Below are 25,544 nucleotides of genomic sequence, written 5' to 3'. Positions count from 1 at the left end.
GATTAGGGATGTGGGAAATGATTCAGACCCAGGTTCAGCAAGGCGTTGCGACTTTAAGTTTTAACCGTCCAAATTCACTCAACAGTTTCAACCGGCAAATGCATGAAGAAGTGCAACAGGTTTTGAAAAGTTGGAATACTGATCCAGACATTCGGGTAATTGTGATTCGTGGTAATGGCCGGGCATTTTCAGCGGGACAGGATTTAAAAGAACGTGCTGGGCAGCTCGGCAATGTGCCTTTGCCACCAGAGGGTTCGCTGGCCAAATATTATAATCCTTTGATTAATCTGATTCGTAAAAGCCCCAAACCGGTCATTGCAGCGGTAAATGGTGTAGCTGCCGGAGCAGGGGCTAATATCGCGCTGGGTTGTGATCTGGTCATTGCCAAGGAAAGTGCCAAATTTATTCAAGCCTTTTCTAAAATTGGCTTAATTCCCGATGTCGGCGGCACCTGGATGTTGCCGCGTTTGATTGGCTATGCACGTGCTACGGCACTGACTTTACTCGGTGAACCTGTGCATGCCAAGGAAGCAGCTGAAATGGGCATGATCTGGAAAATGATCCCTGATGCAGAATTTGATGCTTATATTGATGAACTGGCACAGCGACTGGCACAACAGCCGACTTATGCACTGGCTTTAACCAAACAGGCCTTGCTGCGTAGTGCTGAAAATAGCATGGATCAACAACTGGAGCTGGAACAAAACCTGCAATATCTGGTGCTGAACAGTCAGGATTATAAAGAAGGTGTCCAGGCTTTTGTCGAAAAACGCCCTGCACAATTTATCGGACGCTAAGGAGAGCTTTCATGAAAATTCAGACCCGTATTACCGAGGTTTTAGGTATTCGCTATCCAATTATTCAGGGCGGCATGATGTGGGTCGGCACAGCGGAAATGGCCAGTGCCGTATCCAATGCAGGTGGCTTGGGAACACTGACTGCATTGACACAACCAACACCTGAAGCGCTGACCAAGGAAATTGCACGCTGCCATGACATGACCGATCAGCCTTTTGCGGTCAATCTGACTTTATTACCTGCCGTAAACCCACCGCCGTATGCTGAATATCGTCAGGCCATTATTGAAAGCGGTATCAAGATTGTAGAAACGGCAGGCAACAAGCCACATGAACATATTGAGGCATTTAAGCAACATGGCATTATTGTCATTCATAAATGTACTTCCGTTCGTCACGCGCTGTCAGCGCAAAGAATCGGTGCCGATATCATCTCGATTGATGGTTTTGAATGTGCCGGCCATCCGGGTGAAGACGATATTCCTGGCCTGATTTTAATTCCTGCGGCAGCGGATCAGCTCACTGTGCCGATTGTGGCTAGTGGTGGTTTTGCTGATGGCCGTGGTCTGGTCGCTGCTTTGGCTTTAGGTGCTGAAGGCATCAATATGGGTACACGCTTTTGTGCCACTCAGGAAGCACCAATCCATCCGAACATCAAGCAGTTTTATGTCGACAATGATGAACGAGCCACGCATCTGCTGTATCGACAGTTTAGAAATACTGCCCGTGTTGCCAAAAATGCGGTGTCTGATCTCGTCGTTAAAATGAGTGAAGATCCGAATCTGCAATTTGAACAGATTCGGCCTTATGTTAGTGGCTTAAAAGGCAAGCTGGCTTTAGAAAATGGCGATATTGATGCTGGTGTACTGACTGCAGGCCAAGTGATGGGATTGATTCATGACATTCCAACTTGTCAGTCGCTGATACAAAATATTATGCAGGAGGCAGAGCAGATTGTTCATCAACGTTTAGCTCAATGTTTTCCACGTTAATCAACTTTAGTGTAGTCACCGAATAGAAAAGCCATTCCATCATGAATGGCTCTTTTCATTCTGAATATTTTTCTTTTTTTAAATAGGAAGTTTTACAGAATGACTAGATTTTATTCTTTAAATTATATTATAGTGGATTTAAAACATAATTTCGCATTATGAAATTAATAGTCATAAATATACAAATTAGAGCTCATACAAGGGAATTACGATGAGAAATTATATTGCGCCATTAAAAGACATGAAGTTTGTCCTGAAAGACCTGCTTAATGTTGAACAGAAATACGCCGACTATGCAAAGTTCGCAGATAAAATGTCTATGGAAATTATGGAGCAATATTTAGAAGTCGCTGCGGACTTTTGCCAAAACGAACTTCTACCGATTAATGCGACAGGCGATCAGCAGGGCTGCCGTTTGCAGGATGGCGTCGTAACTACACCGGATGGTTTTAAAGCAGCTTATGACAAATATGTAGAACTTGGCTTTACCTCATTAACTGGCGATGAACAATATGGCGGTCAGGGTTTTCCGACTTTATACCGTATCGCGATTTCAGAAATTATTACCGCGACCAACTGGTCTTGGGGCATGTACCCAGGCCTGTCACACGGTGCCATGCGTACTTTAGAACACCACGGAAGCGATGAGCAAAAACAGAAATTCCTGGTACCTTTAATTGCAGGCCGCTGGACAGGCACCATGTGTTTGACTGAATCTCATGCCGGTTCTGATCTGGGATTGATCCGTACCAAAGCAGTGCCAAATGAAGATGGCAGCTACAGCATCAGCGGTGAGAAAATCTTTATTTCTGCAGGTGAGCATGATCTGGCTGAAAATATCGTGCATATTGTACTGGCACGTTTACCGGATGCGCCTGCGGGAACCAAAGGTATTTCGCTGTTTATTGTTCCGAAATACAATCTGGATGAAGCTGGTAATGTGGCTTCCCGTAATGGCGTGGTGTGTAGTGCCATTGAACACAAGATGGGCATTCACGGCAATGCGACCTGTGTGCTGAATTTTGATAATGCCAAAGGTTTCCTGATTGGGCCTGAAAATCGCGGCCTGAACTGCATGTTTACCTTTATGAACTCGGCACGTATCGGTACAGCCATTCAAGGCTTGGCAGCAGCAGAATCTTCTTATCAGGGGGCTTTGGCTTATGCCAAAGACCGTCTGGCGATGCGTTCACTTGAAGGTGCAAAAGCGCCAAGCCAGCCTGCAGATCCGATTATCGTGCATCCGGCTGTACGTAACATGCTGCTGACTCAAAAGGTGTTTGCAGAAGGTTCACGTGCGCTTGCATATTATCTGGCAACCTATGCCGATATCGCTGAAGCCACTGACAGCCCTGAAGAAAAGAAAGCAGCTGAAGACCGTCTGGCATTATTAACCCCAATTGCCAAAGCGTTAATGACTGAAACCGGCATAGAAGCGGCTAAACATGGTATGCAGGTTTTCGGTGGTCATGGTTATATTGCTGAACATGGCATGGAACAGATTGCCCGTGATGCACGTATTGCCAGCCTCTATGAAGGAACCACTGAGATTCAGTCTATCGATTTACTGGCGCGTAAAGTGCTGGGTTCAAAACTGGGTCTGTTGACTGCCTTAACCGATGAAATCCAAGCTTATGTGAAAGAACACCAGCAACATGCCCAGTTTAATCAGCAAGTGGCACAAGTGAGCCAGTTGACTGAGCAATGGCTAGAATTAACCAAAACGATTCAGGCTCAGGCACAACAGTCTGCCAATGAAATCGGTGCGGCATCCGTCGATTACTTATACTTCTCTGGTTATGTGGTGTCTTCGTATTTATGGCTGAAAATGGCGATTACGGCGCAGCAAAAAATTGAAGAGGGCAATACCGATCCGTTCTATGCAGCGAAGATCAAAACAGCACAATTTTTCTTTGCACGTATTCTGCCAAGAACTTCAACTCACATTGCCAATATTCAGGCTGGTGGTGAGAGCCTGTTCTTGCTTGCACCAGAAGAGTTTAAATTCGATTAATCCTTTTACCCACGGTCAATCTCTCGATCGTGGGTCTTTTTTCTGACTACTTTTTTTATCCTGCACAAAATTCAATATCGATAGGTACTTTTTAGTATTGCATCGGCCATAAAACAACAAGATCAGGAGTCTATATGGATTTAGGCACGATTACTCGACAATGTCCTTATGGTGATTTACAACTCACTTATCATGAAGTCGGACAGAAATCCTCATATCCCACCATTATTCTGATTCATGGCACCGGCGGAAATACCGACAAGCATTTCAGCTATATTTTTCCGATGCTCGGTATTCATCAGCGGGTTTTATCCATTGATTTGCATACCCCAGATAAATCCGATTTAGCAGTGACCGATTTTAGCCAGCAAGTTGAAGCACTGATCCAGCATGCGGTTGCAGAAGATGAAGCAATTACTGTGGTGGGTTATTCGCTCGGTGCCGTGATTGCTGCACAAGTAGCCGCGAGTCTTAAACAGCGTATCGCACGTTTGATTCTGTTGGCCGGTTGGGCGAAAACCAGTTCGGTGCAACAACTACGGACCACGATCTGGCAACAGTTATTTAGTGATCAATCTGCGGCCTTGCCTCATTTTGTCAATTATTGCCTGTATAGCGATGATTATTTGTCTGCACGAAGCGAACAGCAGGTGTTGGATCTGGCACGCTTTGTAAAACCATCCCAAGATGCGGCCAAACAGCGTGAACTGAATTATCGCATTGATATTACATCGTTCTTGCCTGAGATTCGTGCAGAGACGTTGATTGTGGCTTGCCGTGAAGACCGCATGGTGCCTGTAGCGCAAGCTAAACTGCTATTTGCTTCAATTTCGAACAGTCGCTATATCGAAATTTCTTCAGGACATGCGCTCTATATCGAAGCGCCAGCCGAAGTGGTGCAACTGGTCAACCAGTTTAGCCAGCATCCAGAACAGTATCCAGCGAATCAAAAAATCCAGCCCTATATGCCTTAAAGGAGATAAAGAATGCAAGCTCAAGTACAGCGCAGCAAGATTCTAATTGTAGGCAGTGGTTTTGGTGGATTAGGCATGGCAACCCGCCTTAAACAGCAGGGTATTCACGATTTTAAAATCATTGAACGTGCAGCAGAAGTCGGTGGAACATGGCGGGATAATACCTATCCCGGGGTCGCCTGTGACGTACCCTCTCATCTATATTCTTTTTCTTTTATTAAAAATCCTGACTGGTCCCGTGTCTTTCCACAAGGGGCAGAAATTCAGCGTTATTTAATCCAATGCTGCGATCAGGAAAATATCCGGCCCCATATTGATTTTCAGACCCAACTGGAAAAAGCCGGCTGGAATGCACGAGAACGCATCTGGGAAGTACAAACCTCTAAAGGTGTTTATGAGGCTGAATTTTTAATTACAGCAACCGGGCATCTGGCAGATGAACATCTGCCACAAATTCCTGGGCTGGAAGAATTTGAAGGCCAAGTGATGCATTCCGCGCGCTGGAATCATCAGGTGAACCTTGAAAATCAGCGCGTCATTGTGGTGGGTTCTGGTGCTTCTGCCATCCAGCTTGTACCAGAAATTGCCAAAACAGCAAAAAACCTGAACGTCTTGCAACGTAGTGCGCCATATATTTTGCCGCGACCAGACCGACCTTATTCTGAGTCAGAAAAACAGCTTTTCCGCAAAGATCCGGACAGTATGTCAACACTCAGACACCTGTTGTTCTGGGGCAATGAATACAATTTTGCCCAGCGCCGTAATCTGAAAAGTCAGATTGAGCGGGTCAAAAAAAACTGCCTGCAATTCTTGAAATATCAGATTTCAGATCCTGAATTACAGCAGAAACTCACACCGAATTATGAACCGGGCTGCAAGCGTTTATTGCTGTCCAATGATTATTATCCGACTTTTCTAAAACCGAATGTCACGCTTGAAGATTCTGCTTTGGCTGAAATTACGAAAAATGGTGTAATCAGCAAATCAGGCAATGAATATTCTGCAGATATCATCATTTTTGCTACCGGCTTTGAAGCAGCACGACCACCTTATGCGGCAAAGGTGGTGGGTAAACATGGCTTGAGTCTGGAACAGCAATGGTCTAGCGGTATGCAGGGTTATCAGTCTACGACAGTTCATAATTTTCCAAATCTATTTATCTTGAATGGTCCCAATACCGGAAGTGGGCATAATTCAGCGCTTTATTTCCTGGAAACCCAGTTTGATCTGGTACTGGATGCTTTGCAGTTTTTTGAACAGGAGCAGATTCAGGTCTTTGAAGCTGATCAGAACGCTGAAAATCACTATATGCAGGAGTTACAGCAACTTTCCCAAGGCAGTGTCTGGTTGTCAGAAAGCTGTAAAAGTTGGTATCTGGACCCGGTGAGTCGCAAACTGACTTTGGTCTGGCCGGATTATGCACATTCTTTCAGAGATAAAAACCAGCATTTTATTCGCAGTGGTTACCATTATGAATATATAGAAAATGCTCAGAGAAAAGTTGTCTGATTTTTAAATTTATTCATTAAAAAAACCAGTCTATTTGACTGGTTTTTTATCAAAAGATGATAGAGATTAATCAGCTTTTTGTGGATCATATAAGCGGTCACGTATGAACAAAGCAGGAATCAGACCACAAATAAAATAGGCACCTGCCATTACCAGTAGACCTGTTCCAATTGAGCCTCCATGTGCAAAATAACCAATAGTGAGTGGTGCAAATACCGCACCTATACGCCCTATATTAAATGCACCACCTACAGCCGTACCGCGAATCGAAGTAGGGAAGCTTTCAGTCATATATGTCGCATTAATGGCAAAAGGCATACCATACAGGAAGCCGAACATGAGCATCAGGTACAAGATGTTAGTCGGTGTATTAAAGTAAATCACTATCGGAAGGAATAGTGCTGTTCCCATGGTTCCAAAAGCAAATAGGGCCCGTCGTCCGAACCGATCTGCCAAGATCCCTGCAACCACCTTGGCAAAAATCATAATCATAAACGTTCCGACCATATAGCCAGTCATGGCCTTAAAGCTGATCCCCAGATCCGATTCCAGATAAGCAGGTAACCAGTTACTTAAACCGGCATAGCCAAACTGCAAGGCGCCTGCACTTAAAATCCACAGTAAAAACATCCAGCGGTGATTCTTATCTTTGAGAATAATTTTATAAGGATTCTGCTTTTTCACCTTAACTTTTCTGGCTGCTTCCTGGCGCTTTAATTCACGGGAACGTAACCAAGAGTCCGGCTCAGGAACAAGAAAATAAAGCAGAAAAGCCAGTACAATCGGGAAAATGGTAATCCAGTACAGCATACGCCAGCCGTATTCAGGAATAATCCAGCCTGCGAGCAAAGTTGCGCACAATGAACCTAAGGTAAAACCCGTCATGAGTGCTGCCAGAACAGTCGTCCGGTATTTTGTCGGAACATATTCTGACATTAAGGTATTACAGGCAATGTACAAGGAGCCCAGCCCAATTGCTGCAATACTACGGATAATTAAAAATTGATGATAAGATTCTACAAAGCCCAAAGTACAAGATAAGCTGGAAGCAAGAATCATATAAAATACAATAACTTTCACCCGGCCAAATCGATCACAGGCCCAACCCCCAATTAATCCACCAATTACACCACCTACCAGACTCCAACTGCCTAAAGCACCTGCCTGAACTGTAGTTAAATTAAATTCAGCTTTGATACTAGTGAGGCTATAGGCTAAGAAAGCCAGATCCACACCATCTGCAAGTAAAATAAGAAAACAGAGGATAAACGCGGTCATCCATATTTTTTTAGGCTGAACTGTGACTCGTTCAGCTTCCATCACTGAAGTTTCATAGGTCATCATTGACATCCTTTTCTAGTTACGTTGTTGTTTTACAAGAATGAATCCCATTCTCTTATTGCTTCTACTGATTTATAATTTCGCTATATGAAATATTTATTTATTAATTGATAAAATATATCCAGATAATTAGCTATAAAACAAGTGATTTAATTTGTAAAAAATTGAAATTAGTTAAATATTGCATTGATTTGAGGTGAAAGATAACGTTATTATTTTTTAATCAAAATAAAGTTTCACCATACAAAATAAATTTTATAATCAAGGATAGGAGTGCTGTAATGACAAGTCAGCCATGGATGGAAGAATATAAAAAGTGGAATATCAATCCGGAGTTTACCCGGCCAGATCCTGAGAAAACCCTGAGCACGACAATTGCTGAGAATCTGCTGAAATTTCAGGATAAAACTGCATTTATCTATCTGGATCGTAAATTCAGCTATCACGATATCGATGTCTATAGCCAGAAACTGGCAAGCTATTTACAGAGTCTTGGGCTGACTGCTGGCAGCCGTATTGCGGTGATGTTACCGAATATTATTCAATATCCAATCGCTACCTTTGCCATTATTCGGGCCGGTTATGTGCTGGTCAATGTCAACCCCATGTACACCCAGCGCGAGCTCTATCATCAGCTACAGGATTCAGGTGCAGAAGCCTTGATTATCCTTGGACAGACTTTGGAGCAATTAACAGCATTAGAGGAATGTCCTCAACTCAAATATGTTATTTCGACGCATTCGCCGGATTTTATTCAAGAGCAGCAAAGTGCTATTTATAGTCAGGCAACACAATATCCGGATAAACAGTTCTTTGACTTTAGGCAGGCAATAAATCAGGTAGAAATTATTGATTTCAAAACACCTGTACAGCATCAGGAAGATACGGTCATTCTGCAATACACGGGAGGTACCACAGGTGTTTCTAAAGGTGCAGAACTGAGCCATCGCAATATTTTATTTAATATCGCCCAGAACAGTACCGTATTTATCAGCCATTTTGGTGACCGCTATGCCACTGAAAATGAATATGTATTCTGTGCCTTGCCGCTGTATCACATTTATGGATTTACCATCTGCCTGTTCAGTTATGGTCTGAGTCGCGGTTTTGCCAATGTCCTGATTCCAAATCCAAGAGATCTGGATGCACTGGTAGATCAATATCATAAGCATCCGCCGACGGTGTTTCCGGGCGTGAATACTATGTTTAATGCATTGGCTCATCATCCACGTTTCCGCGAGCTGGACCATTCACGCCTAAAAACCACGACAGGCGGTGGTGCATCTGTTTTAAAAAACACGGCAGAATTATGGTACGAAGTCACAAGCTGTCATATCTATGAAGGCTACGGTCTTTCTGAAACCTCACCAACGGCAACATTTAACCCGCCTTTAAGCAAAAGCTTTAGCGGTAGTATTGGCTTGCCATTGGCAGGCACAGAAATTCGAATTCTGGATGATGAAGGAAAACCTGTAGCACTTCATCAGGCTGGAGAAATTGCTATTCGCGGCCCCCAGGTGATGAAGGGTTACTGGAAGCAACCGGAAGCAACAGCACAGGTATTTACCAAAGATGGTTTCTTCCTGACAGGTGATATCGGCTGTATGGATGAAAAGGGTTATATCACCATTCTGGACCGTAAAAAGGACATGATTCTGGTCTCGGGCTTTAATGTCTATCCAAATGAGCTGGAAGGTGTTTTATCTAAACATCCTAAAGTACTGGAATGTGCCGTCATTGGGGTGGATGATGAAAAATCTGGACAAGTTCCGAAAGCCTTTATTGTAAAACAGGATACCAGTCTGACCGAAAATGAAGTCATGACCTATCTGAGACTACAACTGACCAGTTATAAGTTACCGAAATACATCGAGTTTGTGTCAGGATTGCCAAAGTCTGCAGTCGGTAAAATTCTACGTCGTGAGTTGCCTAAAACCGTGCAGCCGGATGCCAAAGCCTGTTAAGGAATGACATGGTCAAAATAAAAAAAAAGGAATCTTTCGATTCCTTTTTTTTATTGCTTACCAGTTTATCGCTGCTGAATGACTTTTTTATTTTTCAATTCTTGCATTTCATCAGGGCTTAAATACTGACTCAAAATGGCATCTGTATCTTCACCCAGACAAGGTGGGGCTTTTTTATATTCTACCGGGGTCTTGGAGAGTTTAATCGGCGAACCAATCGAGGTGTAATCGTCACGCAAAGTATGTGGCATTTGGATGACCATTTCACGCGCCAGTACCTGTTCTTCTTCCAAGGTTTGCTTCAGATTATTGATCATACCCACTGGGACTTTGACTGCATGAATTAGATCTACCCAGTGTTTTGCTGGTTGAGAATAGAAATGCGCCTGTAGAAGGGTGGTCAGTTCTTCACGATGTGTAACCCGGCCTGAATTCTTCAGGAAACGCGGATCTTCTGCCACTTTGGTCAAACCTACAGCCTGACACAGTGCTTGAAATTGCAGATCATTCCCGCAGGCAATAATGAATTCACCTTCCTGTGCTTTAAACACCTGATAAGGCACAATATTGGCATGGGCATTACCAAAGCGGCACGGGACTTTACCTGAAGTCAGATAATTCATGGCCAAAACAGAGAGGGAAGCGACTTGGGTGTCTAGCAGTGCCATATCAATGTGCTGACCTTCACCAGTTTTTTCACGGGACAATAAAGCAGCTTGAATCGCAATTGCGGCATATAAGCCAGTAGTCAGATCAGCAAAGGCCAGACCTGCTTTTTGCGGGCCACCCCCTGGCAGGTCATCACGTTCCCCCGTAACACTCATCATGCCACCCATACCCTGAACAATGAAGTCATAGCCAGGTTCTTGCGCACGCGGACCATTCTGGCCAAAGCCGGTAATGGAACAATACACCAGACGCGGATTGATCTGGCTTAGACTTTCATAATCTAGCCCATATCTTTTCAAAGAGCCGGCTTTATAGTTCTCAATGACTACATCGCTTTGTTCTGCGAGTTTCTTGATAATGCTTTGACCTTCCGGGGTAGATAAATCTATGGCAACCGAATGCTTACCGCGATTGGCTGAAAGGTAGTAGGCCGATTCATGGGTATCTTCCTGCTGATTATTTTTAAGCCAAGGTGGTCCCCAGATTCGTGTGTCATCTCCATGATCGGGCTTTTCAATTTTAATCACTTCTGCACCCAGGTCAGCCAGAATCTGGCTACACCAAGGACCAGCCAAAATCCGGCTTAAATCCAGTACACGAAAGCCTGTTAAAGCACCCATCGTTACGCTCCTTGTTCGATGTTATTTAGATTGCATGTCGTTTTAATAATCGCTTTAAAGCTATCTGAAAATGGAAAAATAATCAAATTTATGATAATTAATTTCGCCTAACAAAATAAAACATCTAAAATGATTGAAAATTCATCCTAACTTCTTTAGCCTGATTAACGACAATAAATACGATCTAAAAATAACAGGAAAGGAAAAGGCCTCTGTAGTGAGACTACAAGTACAGGAGTAAGTACTATGATTTAAAAGCGGATCGCGCTTAAAGCGCATGCATATAGAGGTGTGCATACCCAAGATCAGAATGAAAAAACCTAAGGATAGGAATAGAGATTTAAATATGACGGAATTGGTAAGAGAACAAGATTTAGCAAGAGAGCTCGCAAAGATAAAACCTACGACCAAACGAACCCAGCAGGTCGCCTTTGTCTTTGCCTTTTTGGCACTTCTGGTAGATGGTGCGGACATGTTGCTATTGTCCTTCAGTTTAAATAGCCTGAAAGCAGAATTTGGTTTAAGTAATTTACAAGCGGGTACCTTAGGCAGCTTTACGCTGGCAGGTATGGCGATTGGTGGTTTTATTGGTGGATGGGCCTGCGACCGCTTAGGCCGTGTACGTACCGTAGTCATTTCAATCCTAGTATTTTCTATATTGACTGCAGCCTTAGGCTTTACACAAAACTTTGAACAATTTGCTGTTTTACGCTTTCTGTCTGCTTTCGGCATAGGCTCTTTATATATTGCAGCCAATACGCTCATGGCTGAATATGTTCCAACTGAATATCGCACCACGGTTTTAGGTACTTTACAGGCAGGATGGACCGTCGGTTATATTGTGGCCACTGTACTGGCAGGCTGGATTATTCCGGAATACGGTTGGCGAACTCTATTTTTTATTGCCATTATTCCCTCGGTTATGGCGATTTTTATCCAGAAACTGGTTCCTGAGCCAGAATCCTGGCAGCGTGCACGTTTGCAGCGTTTATATGCTCGGACTGAAATCACGGCACAGCAGTCGGCCAAAAAAAGCACAGTCAAAGAGATTTTCGCAGATCCTGCAAATCGCAGAATGTTTATTTTGTGGATCTTCACGGCCGGTTTTCTACAATTTGGCTACTATGGTGTAAACAACTGGATGCCAGCATATCTAGAATCTGAATTGCACATGAATTTTAAATCCATGGCGGGCTATATGATTGGTACTTACGTGGCGATGATTTTCGGCAAAATTCTGGCAGGCTTTGCCGCAGACCGTTTGGGCAGACGTGCCGTGTTTTCTTTTGGTGCAATTGGAACGGCGATTTTCCTACCCGTGATTGTGCTATTCAATACGCCAGATAACATTGCTTACCTGCTGATTTTCTTTGGTTTCCTTTATGGTATTCCATATGCGATTAATGCCACTTATATGACTGAAAGCTTTGCCACTTCTATTCGTGGCACTGCGGTAGGTGGGGCTTATAATGCAGGTCGTATCGGCGCCATGTTTGCGCCTGCAATTATTGGTGCGGCGGCCAGCGGTGGTTCAATTGGCCTAGGGTTCCTGATCATGGGCGGTGCCTATTTCTTATGTGGCGCAGTGTCCGGGATTTTCATCAAAGACCGTCAATATGATCCTCAAAAAGCTTAACTATTTATATAAACCATGTAAAAAATGAGCCTAAAAAAGGCTCATTTTTATATCACTCAATTTTAGAAATACTATTTCTAATTTTTTTATTCTTGATCTGTTTCTTTGTGCAGATGAATACTTTTTAAACCATCATTTACTTTATTGAGCAAATGAATCAGGGTAATCACATCATCAAAAGCCAGCTTATTTAAGGCCTGTCCATAAAACTCAAAAAAATCATCCTGTAGACTATCCCATGTTTCCAAGCCTTCAGCCGTCAGCGCAACAATTTTAGCACGCCGGTCCTGTTCACTAATGACGCGCTCGACCAGACCGTCACGTTCCAGCCGCTTTAACACTGCGTCCAGGTTTTGCCGGCTCACGCCCAGATACTCAGTCAGATCAGAAAAAGACATTCCTGATTTAACTTTAGGACGGGACAAGGCACCCAGCACAGCCCAATGCACTGGGGATATTTTCAGCTCATTGAGGCATTTACGGTCCAAACTGTTGCCCACCTGAAACAACCGGAAAAAAAGCCGGTTATGAGCAGAATATAAGGATTGATCATATTTTTTTGACAAAGTATCACTCACAATATTGGCCATCCTCAAAACTGAAATAGCCGAGCCGCGCAGAGTATAGCCTATCGCTTTTTCGCACAAACCAGTTTCTATTATAATTTGATTTAAAAATCATAGTGTTTTTGTAGAAATTTTCCTATTCAAATTCTGAGTCAATCAGTTTTATGGCTTGGAAATCTCCATTTTTTTTCACTTCCAGTGTGCTCATTCGCCAAATATCTAAGGTTTTCTTCCTAATTTTAGATAAATTGTCTGTTATGCAAAAGACATGTTTTGACTCTAGCTAGAGTAAAGTCAGATTCAAATTAATCTAAAGCCAAAAACCAATATAGGTCAATACATTGAATAAATAAAAATATTAAGTATCTAATAAATATATAAATATAAATTTATAAATATTATTTTATGTAAATATATTGACACAAATCCAATCTCTTTCTATTTTAGATAAAACACAGCGAATTAGAACAACAGCCGATTAAATTCGACAACAAAATAGCGTAGGGATCAGCAATGAAAGGATTAAAAGACAAGGTTGTGATTGTGACAGGCGGAGCAGGCGGAATTGGTTCAGCCACCTGCCGACGTCTGGCAGAGGAAGGCGCCAAAGTTGCCATTTTTGATATGAATCTGGAAGCGGCTGAAAAGCTGGCGAATGAAATCAATCAATATGGTCACGCACTGGCAATTCAGTGTGATATTACCCAAAGTGATGTGGTGGAGCAGGCGGTTCAAAAAACCGAAACTGGACTCGGTCCAATTGATGGACTCGTCAACAATGCCGGCTGGGATATTTTTAAACCTTTTGTTAAAACCAATCCGCAGGAATGGGAAAAACTGATCCAGATTAATCTGGTCGGTATGCTAAATATGCATTTTGCAGTGCTAAAAGGCATGATAGAACGCAATTCCGGCAATATTGTCAATATCGCTTCTGACGCAGCCCGGGTCGGTTCTTCAGGCGAAGCAGTCTATGCGGCTTGTAAAGGCGGCTTGTTATCTTTCTCTAAAACGCTGGCACGTGAGCATTCACGTCATAACATCAAAATTAATGTGATTTGCCCGGGACCCACTGATACGGCTTTGCTTGCAGGTGTGACTGAAGGCGCGTCAAATCCGGAAAAATTACGTGAAGCCTTTATTCGTGCCATTCCACTGGGTCGTTTGGGTCAACCGGATGATTTGGCTTCTGCCATTGCCTTTTTCTTGAGTGATGACGCCAGCTTTATTACCGGGCAGGTACTCAGTGTTTCTGGCGGTTTAACCATGAACGGTTAAACAGACATCATCATTGAATCTCATAACAATCACAGTTCAACCAGATAGATAAAAACACTACAGGATGTAAAGAAAATGAATTTTGAAGATATCTTATATGAAGTTAAAAACGGTGTTGCCTGGATCACGATTAACCGTCCAGAAAAAATGAATGCCTTCCGTGGCATCACCTGTGACGAACTGATCAAGGCATTGAATAAAGCAGGTTATGACCGTAATGTGGGCGCAATTGTGCTGGCAGGCGCGGGTGAGAAAGCTTTCTGTACCGGTGGTGACCAGTCCGCGCATGATGGCAATTATGATGGCCGCGGTACGATCGGGTTGCCAATGGAAGAGTTGCATACCGCCATCCGCGATGTACCTAAACCGGTAATTGCACGCGTACAAGGCTATGCCATTGGCGGTGGCAATGTGCTGGCAACCATTTGTGATTTGACCATCTGTTCAGACAAAGCGATTTTTGGTCAGGTCGGTCCGAAAATGGGATCGGTTGATCCGGGCTATGGCACGGCATTTTTAGCGCGTGTGGTAGGTGAAAAGAAAGCCCGTGAAATCTGGTATATGTGCCGCCGTTATTCTGGTCAGGAAGCGGTTGAAATGGGTTTAGCGAATAAATGCGTACCTGCCGATCAACTAGATGCCGAAGTCCAAGCTTGGGCTGAAGAAATCTGTCAGCGTAGTCCGACTGCCATTGCAATTGCCAAACGTAGTTTCAATATGGATACCGCGCATCAGGCGGGTATTGCTGGCATGGGCATGTATGCGTTGAAACTTTATTACGATACTGAAGAATCGCGTGAAGGCGTCAATGCACTGAAAGAAAAACGTCAGCCTGAATTCCGTAAATATGCCAAATAAGGAGACTGATCCATGAAAAAGAATCCTTATATCACTGAAGAACTCGAGTTTCTGGCAGAAACGGCAGAAAAATTTGCCCAGAAATATATTGCTCCCGGTTTTCTGGAACGTGACCAAAGCCGAGTCTTTGACCGTGATCTGGTCAAAAAGATGGGTGAAATGGGCTTTATTGCACCTGAACTGCCGGAACAATACGGCGGTCAGGGCATGGGCAGACTGGCTGCCGGAATTATCCATGAAGCGATTGCCAAAGCGGATTTAAGTTTTTCCTATATCAACCTGCTTGCTTCCCTAAATGGGCAGATTCTGGCCGAACATGGTCAGCCTGAAGTGGTTGAGCCTTGGCTGAAAAAACTCACTGCAGGCGAAGTTATCTTTTCAATTGCCTTGACCGAGCCGCGAGGCGGTTCTGATGCAGCGAACTTGCGTTTAAAGATTGAACGTGATGGCGACGAATATGTCATTAACGGCGAAAAGACTTCAATTTCTGCGGCCGATCAGGCAGATGCTTCGGTGGTTTTTGGCCGTACTGGTGCCAATGAAGAAGGTGCGCATGGCGTGACAGCGCTCTTGGTTCCGATGAATTTACCGGGCATCAGTACCACACGTTTTGACTGTCATGGTCAGCGCGCCATTGGTCGCGGTTCAATCTTTTTTGACAATGTTCGTGTACCAGTCAATCACCGTCTAGGGGATGAAAACAAAGGTTTTGTACAGGTGATGCAGGGCTTTGATTTTTCACGTGCTCTGATCGGTTTACAGGTTTTGGCCGTTGCCCGGATGAGTCTGGATGAAGCCTGGGAATATGCAGCCCAACGCGAAGCTTTTGGTCAGCCATTAACTGCTTTTCAGGGAGTTTCGCATCCACTCGCGGAATACGAAACCCAGGTTGAAGCGGCACGCTTACTTTGCCTGCAAACCTTATGGCTGAAAGACAATCATCTGCCCCATACCTCTGAAGCGGGCATGTGTAAATGGTGGGGGCCAAAACTGGCCTATGATGTAATTCATCAATGTCTGCTGACTTTTGGCCATGCCGGTTATGACCGTGGTGTGATGGAACAGCGTATGCGGGATGTACTCGGTTTCCAGATTGGTGATGGAACAGCCCAGATTATGAAAACGATTATTGCGCGTCACAAAGCAGGACGTAAGGCTGTTCCGGCTTAAGGAAAATAAGCCCAAACCTGAATACGATAATTATAAAGAATGAGGAGTAAGCGAATGGATTTCGATGCAGTTCTGATCCCGGCCAGAAAAGAGGCCATGCTCAAACAGGGATACTGGTTAAATCAAACGATTCTTGATTTTTTACGTAGTGCCGTAGAAAAGAATCCGGACAAAACAGCGTTGGTAAGCGTTAAGGTCGAGAATCAAACTGAACAGAGCTTTAGCTATCAACAGCTTTGGGACATGACCAATAAAATTGCCTTGGGTCTGAAACAGCTAGGTGTTGAAAAAAATGATGTGGTGTCTTGCCAGCTACCGAACTGGTGGGAATTTACCTTGCTTCACCTGGCTTGTAGCCGTATTGGTGCAGTACTCAATCCACTCATGCCGATTTTCCGTGAACGTGAACTGGAATTCATGCTCAAGCATGCTGAATCCAAAGTTTTTGTCGTACCACAAACATTCCGCAATTTTAATCATGAACAGCTGGCCAATCAGCTGCAAAACAAGCTGGATAGCTTGAAGCATGTAGTGGTGGTTAATGGCGAAGGCCAGAATAATTTTGATCATCTGTTACTCAATCATGGTCTGGAACAAGATGCTTCAGCAGTTGCTGAACTAGATAACATGGAATCTGGGCCGGATGATATTACCCAGCTGATTTTTACCTCAGGGACCACAGGTGAACCCAAAGGTGTCATGCATACTGCCAACACCTTATTTTCCAATATTGTGCCTTATGCCGAGCGTCTGCATTTAACTGAAAATGATGTGGTTCTCATGGCATCACCGATGGCGCATCAGACCGGTTTTATGTATGGCCTGATGATGCCGATTCAGCTGAATACCAAAGTGGTGTTGCAGGATGTTTGGGATGTGTCCAAAGCCGTGGATCTGATTCATCAGCATCAGGTGAATTTCACCATGGCCTCGACCCCATTCCTGAATGACCTGTCCAATACCGTGGCGGAACAGCATGACAAGGTTGATTCACTGAAAATCTTCCTTTGTGCTGGTGCACCCATTCCGGGGCCATTGGTACAAAAAGCCCGGGAAACTCTGGGTGTTAAAGTCATATCAGCCTGGGGTATGACCGAATGGGGTGCAGTGACGCTGACTCGACCTGAAGATGAGGATGAGCGCTCTTTCAATACCGATGGCATCGCTTTACCAGGTGTGGAAATCAAGATCGTGGATAAAAAAGGTCAGACCAAAGCCGTGAATGAATCCGGCCGTTTGATGATCCGCACCTGTTCAAATTTTGGCGGTTATCTTAAACGCCCCCATTTAAATGATACGGACGCCGAAGGCTGGTTTGATACTGGCGATATTGCCTATCAGGACCAGCAGGGCTATATCCGGATTTGTGGCCGTAAGAAGGATGTGATTATCCGTGGCGGAGAAAATATTCCGGTCGCAGAAATTGAATCATTGCTCTACAAACATCCGAATATTGCAACAGTAGCTTTAGTGGCTTATGCAGATGAGCGAATGGGCGAGCGTGCCTGTGCAATCATCAAGCTGAAAGATCCAACACAGCCGTTAAGTTTTAATGAGCTGGTAGATTTCCTGAAAACCCATAATCTGGCCATGCAATATGTTCCGGAGCGTTTGGAGATATGGGATGAAATTCCAATGACGCCATCGGGGAAAATCCAGAAATTTAAACTCAGAGAACTCTTGGCCCAATCTATAGCATCAGCAGCAATTGCAAGGAATTAAAAAATGGAATAATTAAATGAGAAAAACCCTGAACAATACAATATTATTATTCAGGGTTTATTTTTATTTTAGATTAACCCGGATCCTGCTTAAGCCGATGATTCCTTAATTTGAATTGTTGGCTTATTTGGATGGGTTAATTGATATGCACATAGTGAGGCGTAAATTCCACTCAGAAATCCTTGAAGACTACGTGCTTTACTCGTCACTAAATTGTATTGCCCCTTCAATAAACTGAATAATGTTTCTATCTTATTGCGTTGTCTTAGGTGATATTCATCTGATGCACAGAGTTGAATAGCCTGCATATTCTTTCGATGATAAGTAATTAAATCAATACCTTGATCTTTCGATCTGATTTTTAATTCTTGGCTGATGTAACCTCGATCCCCGTAAAGTTTTGCTTCTATACCAGCAACCAATTGCTCAACCATTTTTATGTCAGCAACATGTCCATTCGATAAAGCAGAACAGGCAATTTCACCAAATTGATTCATCGCAATATGTAATTTACAGCCATAAAACCAGCCCATTGAGCTTCTACCACGTGATGCAATTTGGACTAATGATTTATGACGCTGAATACTAAGTTGATTCAAATTTAAGAAAAAAATCATCAATTACGCAGAATAATTCGGTACTATTGAACATCAGGACTAGAGTTGTGAGTTTGGTGTGGTAACTCAACTGATGGCTCTAGTCCTCTTATTTTTCAAGTCAATTTCTTATCCGCGATTCGGGTTAGATTAGTATCTAAAAACGGCAAGGGGGGAACAAAAATCCCAAGCTTAATTTTTGGACGAGTTACAATTTTATTAGGCTAACTCCAACCTCTATAGTCGCAGCAGAAGATACCTGATTTTGTCTGCTAGTACTTTGCATCTGCCTTGAAATACTGTCCAGCTTTTTTATGAACAATGTCCATTTATGAAGGGTGTTTTAAATGAATTTAGTTTTGATCTGAACTTTTCTTTTTCTTGCCTCCGCCATCTTGTTTATTGACTGTTGACCAAGCAATCCGTTCAGCTTCCTCTTCAGATCGACCGCGTTCTTTTTCACTGTCTTCAATATGCTTGGCCTGTCGCTTTTGTTTATCTGTATAAGCAGATTTATCACCTCTAGGCATCTCACTATCCTCATCAGATTTGCAGTGAAAAATACTATAACAAGCGCTTAGGTGGGAAAGGGTAAGTATCTGTCAGAATTTGTTTAAATTATTTTGGAATCTGCCAAACTTGATAAAAAATCAAAAGCCGCCTCATATTTTTAAAGCAAATATAATACACGCCATTTAGGGCGATTATTTAACTTAATAAATTGATTGTATTAAATATTTTTATAACCCTTATAGATTAGTAGAAATATTTTTTGAAAACTAGAAATTCTCAAAAATGAAGATAAGCATCCACAAGGATGCGTTATCTTCAGATCTGATTAACCATTAATAATGCTGCCACCATTCACATGAATGACCTGACCTGAGATATAACTGGCTTCTTCACTGGCCAGAAATAAATAGGCAGGTGCGACTTCACTCGGCTGTCCCATGCGGCCCATAGGGGTCTGTTTACCAAATTCTTCCAGCTGTTCTGCATCAAAACTGCTCGGGATCAAGGGTGTCCAGATCGGGCCGGGGGCTACACCATTGACCCGGATTCCCGTTTTATTTTTTAATAAATTGGTAGATAAGCTTCGCGTAAAGGAGGTAATGGCCCCTTTAGTGCTGGCATAGTCGATCAGCAGGTCATGACCGTGATAGCTGGTAATACTGGTAGTGTTGATAATGCTGTCACCTTCATGCATATACGGCAGTACCGCCTGAGTCAAATGGAACATTGACAAAATATTGACATTAAAAGTTTTTAAGAGTTGCTCAGAGGAAATATCCGTAATACGCTCCTGTGGATATTGAACGCCGGCATTATTCACCAAAATATTAATAGTTTTAAATTCCTGAAGGACTTGCTCGACCATTTTCCGGATGGTTTCAGGTTGCTGCAAATCGCATTGAATCAGGAGGCAGCGTCTGCCTTCATTTTCAACCATTTTTTTAGTCTCTCGTGCATCCTGATCTTCATCCAGATAGCAGATGACAATATCAGCACCTTCACGGGCAAATAAAACAGAAACGGAACGTCCAATGCCACTATCTCCGCCTGTAATCAGTGCCACCTTATCTTTTAATTTATCACTGCCTTTATAATTTGATTTGATGACTTCCGGGAGAGGATTCATTCTGCTTTGGATACCCGGTTGATGTTCTTGCGTTTCAGTTGAAGCTGGGGTTTCAGGATAATGATTCATCTCTTCTCCAATTCCAATGAGGTCGTCCTATAAGAAAAAATATATTAGGAGAATTTGAAAAAAATGAGTCAACACCTCACATTTCATAACATAATGTATTCGTGATTTATCAATTTTTCATTCAGATTGACATTGTCTGGAGGGTTGGTGGCTTATGCTGGATCGGTTAGAGCTCAACTCTAGCATTACGCTGATGTGAGTAAATGACTGTCTGCAAAATCCTTTGCTCAAGCACAGCAGATCAGTACATTTATATAAGCAACCATAGTATGGTTCATCCGAATGAATGATTTTTGCTGGAACAGGCTGGATGAAGATTCTTTTAATTACAGGTTGGGGACTAGGCACTTCAGTTCTCAAGCCATTTGCGGACTTGCTAAGACAACAGCAATATCAGGTTGAAATCTGGGACATCTTTGATCCCAATGACCTTTCAGTTCTTGCTGCCAGAGTAGAACAGGCCCAATCTTTTGATGTTTTAATCGGCTGGTCATTGGGCGGGCAACTTGCTTTACTGCTTGTGCATGCAATTTATCAAAAAACACAGCGTGCTAAACCTGTCATCTGCTGTATGTCGAATCCCTGTTTTGTGGCAAATGATCTTTGGCCTCACGCCATGCCCTATATGCAATATCAACAGTTTCAAAAATCTGTTTTAAAAAATCCTCTACAGGCAATGCAGCGCTTCTGTGCATTAGTGACTCTTGGTTCATCAGCACCTCGAGAAAGGGCAAAATATCTTCAACAACAGATTCTAAATATTGATTTAATCTATCAAGCCCGCCATCTCTATCTTCTTGAACAATTGAATTTGGTCAATATCTTCAAGTCTTATCCAGGCAAGATGCTTTTTGTATTTTCCAGGAACGATATGCTGGTTCCCTACCAACTTAGCCAGGAAAGCGAGCTATTAGCAGCATGTAACCTGAACTTGGTAAGTATTGATGCTGCACATGATGCCATCCTGTTCGATACAAAATTGTTACTCGAACCAGTTTTAATATTTTTAACCGATACAGCAGCAGCTAAAGCCGAATAGCAGATAATGACATTTTCATTTCAATTTTAAAACGTTAAGATCAAAGTCATTTTTATTATTAAGGTTGAATTCTGTGCAGGACGCTTTCGATCAACAGCATATTTGGCATCCTTATACTTCCATGACCAATCCGCTTCCCTGTTATAAAGTCAAGGCGGCACAGGGGGCAGTGATTGAACTGGAGGATGGATCTCAACTGATTGATGGAATGTCTTCTTGGTGGTGTACGATTCATGGCTACAATCATCCGGAATTAAATCAGGCTGTCAAAACCCAACTGGAATCGATGTCGCACATCATGTTTGGCGGCTTGACCCATCAGCCAGCAATCGACCTGGCCAAACTGCTCCTTGAAATTACCGCTCCTGAGCTGGATAAAATTTTCTTTGCCGATTCTGGCTCAGTGGCCGTTGAAGTGGCTTTGAAAATGGCCGTGCAATACTGGCATGCAAGACAGCAGCCTCAGAAAACCAATTTTGTTACGACCCGTTCCGGTTATCATGGCGATACCTGGAATGCCATGTCGGTATGTGATCCGGTGACGGGCATGCATCAGATTTTTGGTTCCAGTCTAGCCCAACGTTTTTTTATGCCTGCACCGCAAAGTACTTTTGAAGGAGAATGGCATGTGGCAGATATTCAGCCGCTAGAACAGGTCCTAAAAGAAAAGCATCAGCAGATTGCAGCCATGATCATTGAGCCGATTGTACAAGGCGCAGGTGGAATGCGCTTCTATCATCCTGAATATTTAACACAGGCCAAACGACTCTGTGAAAAATATGATGTCCTGCTGATTCTGGATGAAATCGCAACCGGTTTTGGCCGTACTGGAAAACTCTTTGCCTATGAACATGCTCAAGTGAGCCCCGATATTATGTGTATCGGCAAGGCACTGACGGGGGGGTATATGACGCTCTCTGCGACCCTGACCACAAAGCATGTTGCAGACACGATCTCCGATGGTGAAGCAGGCGTGTTTATGCATGGCCCGACATTTATGGCCAATCCTTTGGCTTGCGCCGTTGCCTTAAAAAGTACCCAGCTATTACTTGCCCAGGACTGGCAAAGCCGTATTCAGGCGATTGAAGTCCTGCTCAAAAAACATTTACAGGTTTTGAACACTTTGCCGCAAGTCAAAGCAGTTCGTGTTCTGGGCGCCATCGGTGTGGTTGAGTTGCACCAGCCTGTAGATCAGGCTCACTTTCAGGCTGAATGTGTACGCCGTGGGGTGTGGATTCGTCCTTTTGGTCGCCTGGTCTATGTCATGCCTCCTTATGTAATTTCTGATGCTCAACTTGAGACCCTGTTAAAGCAGATGGTTGAGATGGTTCAAGAGATGGAGTTAGCCCATGCACCATCTTGACTATTTTCAGCAACAACTGGATGAGCTGAAACAGCAGGGTCAATACCGTCAGTTTAAGGCCAATATTTCAAGCCAGCCTCGGCTACACATGAATGGAATCGAGATGCTGAACCTGGCTTCTAATGATTATCTGGGACTGGCTTCAGATCTGCGCTTACGTGAAGAGTTTTTTGACCTGACACCTCTATCCGAACGCCAGATGAGTGCCAGTTCATCACGTTTGCTCACCGGGAATTTTGCAGCATTTGAACAGCTTGAAGACACGATGGCGCAAGCATTTGGCCGCTCGGTATTGCTGTTCAATAGCGGTTATCATATGAATATCGGGATTTTGCCGGCGCTCGCCAATGCAAAAACCATGATCATTGCCGATAAGCTGGTGCATGCTAGCATCATTGATGGCATACGCCTTTCCAAGGCGCAGTATGTCCGTTACCGGCACAATGATCTCTGTCATTTAAAGCAGTTGTTAGAAAGGTATCAACTCGATGCAGCAATTGACCGCATTATTGTGGTCACTGAATCCATTTTTAGTATGGATGGCGATGAAACGGATTTAAAAGCATTAGTGGCCTTAAAACAGCAGTGTAAAAAGGTCATGCTATATGTAGATGAAGCACATGCGATCGGCGTACGTGGTGAGCGGGGGCTTGGCTGCGCCGAGCAGTATCAGGTGCTGGATCAGATTGATTTGCTGGTGGGTACTTTTGGCAAAGCACTGGCTTCTGTCGGCGGCTATCTGGTCTGTCATCCGGTAATTCGCAACTATTTAATCAATACAATGCGTCCGCTAATTTTTAGTACCGCGCAACCTCCACTCTGTATGGCATGGACGCGTTTTATTTTTCAGAAAATGCAGCAACTGCGGGCAGAGCGGGAATATCTGACCGAACTGGCTGCACAGTTTCAGCAGGGCATTCAGGCACTAGGCTTTGCCTGCCCTTCGAGTTCACAGATTATCCCGGTGATGATTGGTGAATCCGGTCAAACTGTTCAGGCCGCCCAGATGATGCAAAAAAACGGCTTTTATATCTTGCCGGTGCGCCCGCCAACTGTCCCGGTCAACACTTCAAGACTAAGAATCTGCCTGCACCGGCAGGTAGAACAAGAAGATTTGAATCACTGTCTGGCCTTATTGGGAAGCTTGTCTCGATGAAAAGTGAACAGATTGCCCGACGTTTTGCCCAGGCACATTTAAGTTATAAACAGCACGCCGTGGTCCAGAATGCAGTGGCCGCCGAGTTGATACAGCTGTTACAACAGCATGTGAGCCAGCCGGATTTTCAGCGAGTCCTGGAAATTGGTTGCGGTTCAGGCCTGTTTAGCCAACGCTTTATGCAGTCCTATGGTTTTGAACATCTTTTTTTGAATGACCTGTATGCCGAAGTACAGCAGCATTTTCAGGAGGATGATCGTCTTTTATGGGGCTTGGGCAATATTGAAACGTTGCCGTTGCCGCAGTCGCTGGATCTGGTGGTATCTTCCTCGTCACTGCAATGGATTAAGGATTTAGCAGCACTGTTGAAGAAAGTTCATCAGGCTTTAAAGGCCTCAGGCCATGTATGTTTTTCCAGTTATGCTCAAGACAATTTAAAAGAAATTAAAGCTTTAACCGGGCAAGGGCTGGATTATTTAAGTTTGGATCAAGTCGTGGGAATACTTGAATCACAGGGTTTCGAAGTCATTGCCCAGCAGGAAGAACGAGTGACTCTAGACTTTGAGCATCCCAAGCAGGTGTTACAACATATCAAAGCCACCGGAGTACAAGCGACAGCGCAGGGTTTTCGCTGGACCAAGTCTTCACTGCAGGCCTTCTATCAAAATTACCAACAATTTCAACATCCCGATACGCAGCATTATGGCTTAACTTATCATCCAATTTATGTGATTGCCCGGAAGGTGATATGAACGCACAGATTTATTTTGTCAGTGGTATTGATACCGCTATTGGTAAAACCTTCGCCACAGGTTTTCTGGCCAAACACTGGAACGAGCAGGGCATCCGCACCATCACGCAAAAGCTGATTCAGACCGGTAATACTGACATTTCTGAAGATATTGAACAGCACCGAGAAATTATGGGCTGTGGACTGCTCAGTGAAGATCTGCAAAAGCTGACTATGCCAGAAATTTTCACTTATCCAGCCTCACCTCATCTGGCTGCCAGATTAGACAAGCGTGAAATTGATTTTGGGAAAATTGAGCAGGCTACCCAACAGCTGGCCCAACATTATGAGCGGGTTCTGGTTGAAGGTGCGGGTGGTTTGATGGTTCCACTGACCGAAGACTGGTTGACGATTGATTATATAGTGGCACAGCAATACCCGGTTATTCTGGTGACTTCTGGACGTTTGGGCAGTATTAATCACACCTTACTCAGTCTGGAACTGCTCAAGCAGCGCCAAGTCAAGCTCCATGCCTTGGCCTTTAATCATACGGACAATTCACAGGATGAGCTAATTGCTAAAGATACGATTCGCTATTTAAAACAGTATTTGCAACGAGATTTTACTGATACTGAATGGCTGGATATTCCAGCTATAGATCTAAAACAGGATTAAAGAGAGATAAAAGAAATAAAACATCGTGGAATTTTCATGAAGGTGGATTGCACCCACTGGATTAACGCGAATCAAAGAGAAAGGTTAGTAAAGCCTCTTACAACAGCGAAGGCCCAATCAAGGATTGGGCCTTCGCTCAAAGCCAATATTTAATGATGAATTAAATA

21 protein-coding genes and 1 pseudogene are annotated in these 25,544 nt (G+C 43.6%); 16 read left to right on the top strand and 6 right to left on the bottom strand.

Annotated elements, in window-relative coordinates:
• Window positions 1-8: 8 nt before the first annotated feature.
• The 5 genes from E2K74_RS03505 to E2K74_RS03485 all read left to right on the top strand — a co-directional run bounded on the left by E2K74_RS03505 (window position 9) and on the right by E2K74_RS03485 (window position 6,286).
• On the top strand, window positions 9-797 hold the full coding sequence (locus E2K74_RS03505; protein ID WP_151206313.1) for an enoyl-CoA hydratase-related protein: 789 nt from the start codon (window positions 9-11) through the stop codon (window positions 795-797).
• 11 nt (window positions 798-808) lie between these two features.
• Complete coding sequence (locus tag E2K74_RS03500; protein WP_151206311.1) at window positions 809-1,789, top strand: NAD(P)H-dependent flavin oxidoreductase; 981 nt, start codon at window positions 809-811, stop codon at window positions 1,787-1,789.
• Window positions 1,790-2,000: 211 nt separating this feature from the next.
• Window positions 2,001-3,803 carry an acyl-CoA dehydrogenase C-terminal domain-containing protein gene (locus E2K74_RS03495; protein ID WP_151206309.1) on the top strand — a complete coding sequence of 601 codons (1,803 nt, stop codon included), beginning with the start codon at window positions 2,001-2,003 and terminating at the stop codon, window positions 3,801-3,803.
• A gap of 134 nt (window positions 3,804-3,937) precedes the next feature.
• A complete protein-coding gene (locus E2K74_RS03490; protein WP_151206307.1) occupies window positions 3,938-4,777 on the top strand; it encodes an alpha/beta fold hydrolase in 840 nt (279 codons plus the stop codon).
• 12 nt (window positions 4,778-4,789) lie between these two features.
• Window positions 4,790-6,286, top strand: a complete 1,497-nt coding sequence (locus E2K74_RS03485; protein ID WP_151206305.1) for a flavin-containing monooxygenase — start codon at window positions 4,790-4,792, stop codon at window positions 6,284-6,286.
• Between the two features lie 66 nt (window positions 6,287-6,352).
• Here E2K74_RS03485 and E2K74_RS03480 read toward each other — a convergent pair whose 3' ends face one another.
• Complete coding sequence (locus E2K74_RS03480; protein WP_151206303.1) at window positions 6,353-7,627, bottom strand: MFS transporter; 1,275 nt, start codon at window positions 7,625-7,627, stop codon at window positions 6,353-6,355.
• Window positions 7,628-7,908: 281 nt separating this feature from the next.
• On the opposite strand from E2K74_RS03480, the gene E2K74_RS03475 reads away from it, so the two are divergent.
• Window positions 7,909-9,591, top strand: coding sequence for an AMP-binding protein (locus E2K74_RS03475; RefSeq protein ID WP_151206302.1), 1,683 nt, complete (start codon window positions 7,909-7,911; stop codon window positions 9,589-9,591).
• A 65-nt stretch (window positions 9,592-9,656) separates the two neighbouring features.
• Here E2K74_RS03475 and E2K74_RS03470 read toward each other — a convergent pair whose 3' ends face one another.
• Entirely contained in the window at window positions 9,657-10,880 is a 1,224-nt protein-coding gene (locus E2K74_RS03470) for a CaiB/BaiF CoA transferase family protein (protein ID WP_151206301.1), read from the bottom strand.
• 346 nt (window positions 10,881-11,226) lie between these two features.
• Between E2K74_RS03470 and E2K74_RS03465 the strand changes: the two genes are divergently transcribed.
• The gene (locus E2K74_RS03465; protein ID WP_151206300.1) at window positions 11,227-12,516 is read left to right on the top strand and encodes an MFS transporter; all 1,290 of its coding nucleotides are present in this window, start codon (window positions 11,227-11,229) and stop codon (window positions 12,514-12,516) included.
• Between the two features lie 86 nt (window positions 12,517-12,602).
• On the opposite strand, the gene E2K74_RS03460 is transcribed toward E2K74_RS03465, so the two are convergent.
• Entirely contained in the window at window positions 12,603-13,094 is a 492-nt protein-coding gene (locus E2K74_RS03460; RefSeq protein ID WP_151203095.1) for a MarR family winged helix-turn-helix transcriptional regulator, read from the bottom strand.
• Between the two features lie 501 nt (window positions 13,095-13,595).
• Here E2K74_RS03460 and badH point away from each other — a divergent pair.
• The 4 genes from badH to aliA all read left to right on the top strand — a co-directional run bounded on the left by badH (window position 13,596) and on the right by aliA (window position 18,110).
• Window positions 13,596-14,360 (top strand): 2-hydroxycyclohexanecarboxyl-CoA dehydrogenase, encoded by a 765-nt coding sequence (gene badH / locus E2K74_RS03455; RefSeq protein ID WP_151206299.1) that lies wholly within the window; start codon window positions 13,596-13,598, stop codon window positions 14,358-14,360.
• Between the two features lie 75 nt (window positions 14,361-14,435).
• Window positions 14,436-15,218 carry a 2-ketocyclohexanecarboxyl-CoA hydrolase gene (gene badI / locus E2K74_RS03450; RefSeq protein ID WP_151206298.1) on the top strand — a complete coding sequence of 261 codons (783 nt, stop codon included), beginning with the start codon at window positions 14,436-14,438 and terminating at the stop codon, window positions 15,216-15,218.
• 12 nt (window positions 15,219-15,230) lie between these two features.
• Window positions 15,231-16,388, top strand: coding sequence for a cyclohexanecarboxyl-CoA dehydrogenase (gene aliB / locus E2K74_RS03445; protein ID WP_151206297.1), 1,158 nt, complete (start codon window positions 15,231-15,233; stop codon window positions 16,386-16,388).
• Between the two features lie 54 nt (window positions 16,389-16,442).
• Window positions 16,443-18,110 carry a cyclohexanecarboxylate-CoA ligase gene (gene aliA / locus E2K74_RS03440; protein WP_151206296.1) on the top strand — a complete coding sequence of 556 codons (1,668 nt, stop codon included), beginning with the start codon at window positions 16,443-16,445 and terminating at the stop codon, window positions 18,108-18,110.
• 89 nt (window positions 18,111-18,199) lie between these two features.
• On the opposite strand, the pseudogene E2K74_RS03435 reads toward aliA, so the two are convergent.
• From E2K74_RS03435 to E2K74_RS03430, 3 genes and pseudogenes are all read right to left on the bottom strand, one after another.
• Window positions 18,200-18,694: pseudogene (locus E2K74_RS03435) on the bottom strand (IS982 family transposase); the annotation flags it as partial.
• A gap of 365 nt (window positions 18,695-19,059) precedes the next feature.
• Entirely contained in the window at window positions 19,060-19,236 is a 177-nt protein-coding gene (locus tag E2K74_RS14565; protein WP_161981114.1) for a hypothetical protein, read from the bottom strand.
• Between the two features lie 308 nt (window positions 19,237-19,544).
• On the bottom strand, window positions 19,545-20,414 hold the full coding sequence (locus tag E2K74_RS03430) for an SDR family oxidoreductase (RefSeq protein ID WP_151206295.1): 870 nt from the start codon (window positions 20,412-20,414) through the stop codon (window positions 19,545-19,547).
• Between the two features lie 310 nt (window positions 20,415-20,724).
• Between E2K74_RS03430 and E2K74_RS03425 the strand changes: the two genes are divergently transcribed.
• From E2K74_RS03425 to bioD, 5 genes are all read left to right on the top strand, one after another.
• Window positions 20,725-21,453 carry an alpha/beta hydrolase gene (locus E2K74_RS03425; protein WP_151206294.1) on the top strand — a complete coding sequence of 243 codons (729 nt, stop codon included), beginning with the start codon at window positions 20,725-20,727 and terminating at the stop codon, window positions 21,451-21,453.
• Window positions 21,454-21,526: 73 nt separating this feature from the next.
• On the top strand, window positions 21,527-22,816 hold the full coding sequence (gene bioA, locus E2K74_RS03420) for an adenosylmethionine--8-amino-7-oxononanoate transaminase (RefSeq protein ID WP_151206293.1): 1,290 nt from the start codon (window positions 21,527-21,529) through the stop codon (window positions 22,814-22,816).
• Entirely contained in the window at window positions 22,803-23,972 is a 1,170-nt protein-coding gene (locus E2K74_RS03415; protein ID WP_151206292.1) for an aminotransferase class I/II-fold pyridoxal phosphate-dependent enzyme, read from the top strand. The genes bioA and E2K74_RS03415 overlap by 14 nt, the downstream gene beginning before the upstream one ends.
• On the top strand, window positions 23,969-24,724 hold the full coding sequence (bioC, locus tag E2K74_RS03410) for a malonyl-ACP O-methyltransferase BioC (RefSeq protein WP_151206291.1): 756 nt from the start codon (window positions 23,969-23,971) through the stop codon (window positions 24,722-24,724). The genes E2K74_RS03415 and bioC overlap by 4 nt, the downstream gene beginning before the upstream one ends.
• Complete coding sequence (bioD, locus tag E2K74_RS03405; protein ID WP_151206290.1) at window positions 24,721-25,377, top strand: dethiobiotin synthase; 657 nt, start codon at window positions 24,721-24,723, stop codon at window positions 25,375-25,377. Before bioC ends, bioD begins: the two co-directional genes overlap by 4 nt.
• Window positions 25,378-25,544: the final 167 nt, after the last annotated feature.

Source organism: Acinetobacter sp. RF15B, assembly GCF_007558235.1.
GTDB lineage: Bacteria > Pseudomonadota > Gammaproteobacteria > Pseudomonadales > Moraxellaceae > Acinetobacter > Acinetobacter lwoffii_C.
The sequence above is the reverse complement of the archived record's forward strand: the minus strand, read 5'-3'. Positions and strand labels throughout refer to the sequence as shown.